Origin of the sequence: Promicromonospora sp. NPDC060204 (assembly GCF_042728455.1) — a bacterium.
Taxonomy (GTDB): Bacteria; Actinomycetota; Actinomycetes; order Actinomycetales; family Cellulomonadaceae; genus Promicromonospora.
The window spans coordinates 1-1724 of sequence record NZ_JBHWZO010000456.1 but is presented as its reverse complement, the minus strand read 5'-3'; the positions used below and the strand labels follow the sequence as shown (position 1 = coordinate 1724).

Annotated in this window: 2 protein-coding genes; one reads left to right on the top strand and one right to left on the bottom strand. The window is 70.7% G+C overall.

Annotated elements, in window-relative coordinates; translation table 11 throughout:
• The first annotated feature begins 241 nt into the window (after window positions 1–241).
• Window positions 242–1066 carry a DUF899 family protein gene (locus tag ACFWEJ_RS28635; protein WP_377232546.1) on the top strand — a complete coding sequence of 275 codons (825 nt, stop codon included), beginning with the start codon at window positions 242–244 and terminating at the stop codon, window positions 1064–1066.
• Window positions 1067–1505: 439 nt separating this feature from the next.
• Here ACFWEJ_RS28635 and ACFWEJ_RS28630 read toward each other — a convergent pair.
• A partial coding sequence (locus tag ACFWEJ_RS28630) for a hypothetical protein (protein ID WP_377232545.1) occupies window positions 1506–1724 on the bottom strand: 219 nt, incomplete at its 5' end.

The following is a 1724-nucleotide window of genomic DNA, read 5'->3' as shown; positions in this document are numbered from 1 at the left end:
GCACAGGCCTGTGCCGACCTCGATGCAGACTGCCGACCGCGCAGGAATGTGCCGACGTCGCCGCAGGCCGCCTCCCGGACCGTTCCGTCGGCGGGTGTCGTTCTGAGCAGGGTGTCGTTCTGGGCGTGGCCCGTTCGTCGTCCTCATGGACGCCCGGCCGATGAGCTTCGACGTGGCTGGTCGTCGGTACGTGGAGAGGCGTCGTCCGCACGCCGGGCAGCCCGTCGACCGAGGAGAGCACATGACCACGACACATGAGCACCACCCCGACCAGGAAGGTGCCGCGAGCGCCCAGGCAGGCTCCCCCGGCGTGCCGCCCGTCGTCGACCGGGCCGCCTGGCAGGCCGCGCGCGACGAGCTGCTGGTACGGGAGAAGGCGCACACCCACGAGGGCGATGCGATCGCGGCGGAACGACGCCGGCTGCCGATGACGGAGGTCGACGCGGGCGCCGTCGTCGTCGGACGGGACGGGCCCACCACGCTGCTGGACCTGTTCCAGGGCCGCGAGGAGCTGGTCGTCTACAAGCACATGTGGCACCCGGGCGAGCCGTTCGAGAACCAGTGCGAGGGCTGCACCCTGACCTACTGGGCGGTGCAGGACCCGGCCTACCTGACCGCCCGCGGCGTCTCGTTCGCGGTGTTCGCGAAGGCGCCCTACACGGAGCTCGCGCCGTTCGTGGAGTTCATGGGGTACCCGGAGCACTGGTACTCCGTGCTGGACTACTCCGCGCAGGACGGTGCGGACGAGATCGTGGGCGGCGACGAGTTCGGCACCTGGGTGTGCTTCCTGCGGCAGGGCGACCGGGTGTTCCTCACCAACTCGGTCACCGGACGGGGCGCGGAAGCCACCATGCCGGCGCTGGCGCTGCTCGACATGACGGCGCGCGGCCGGCTGGAGTCGTGGCAGGACTCCCCCGACGGCTGGCCGGAGGGCAAGGGTCCGGGCTGGTTCTGGCGCACCCACGAGGACGGCGCCGGCAACAGCTGGACCGGCGGCCGGCCGGCCATCCAGTGGACCCGCCCGGGCGCGATCCCGGTGACGACGGCCGAGCACCACCACCACTGACCCCGGCCTCTGCCCGCTGCCCGGCGTCGGCTGGATACGCGCGTGGGTGCCGGGGGCGCGGTGTACGGAGGCGCGGCGTACGGAGGTGCGCTTCTACCCCGTCATTCGGCCCGGAATCAGCCGTGTTTCGGGCCCAATGACGGGGTAGAAGCGCACATCGGCGGCCCCGCCACGGCGCGGGCGTGTTCGGCGTGGTCGGACTGCTCCGGACAGCACGTATCGGTCCACTGCCGGACGGGCTGAATGAGATCGGTCCGCCGCCGGACGGGCAGCCCGCGCTCAGTCCAGTGCCGACCAGGCTGAACGAGATCGGTCGGTTGCGTCGAGATCGGTCGGGCGACCGACCGGTCTCGACGCAAGGGACCGATCTCGGTGGCACTGCCGGGTACGGCACTGGGCCGGTCTAATGCTGAGTTGCAGCAGGAGTTCAGTCCATTGCTCAGTCGGCAGCCCACGTCTGTGGGTGCCAACCGGACAGCACGAGATCGGTCCACTGCCGGACGGGCTGAATGAGATCGGTCCGCTCCCGGACGGGCAGCTCGTGTTCAGTCCAGTGCCGACCGGGCTGAACGAGATCGGTCGGTTGCGTCGAGATCGGTCGGGCGACCGACAGATCTCGACGCAAGGGACCGGTCTCGACGCAAGGGACCGACTGTCT

Bases quoted from the DNA above. Each gene is read 5' to 3' on its own strand.
- ACFWEJ_RS28635 (WP_377232546.1), top strand. From the start codon at position 242: ATGACCACGACACATGAGCACCACCCCGACCAGGAAGGTGCCGCGAGC.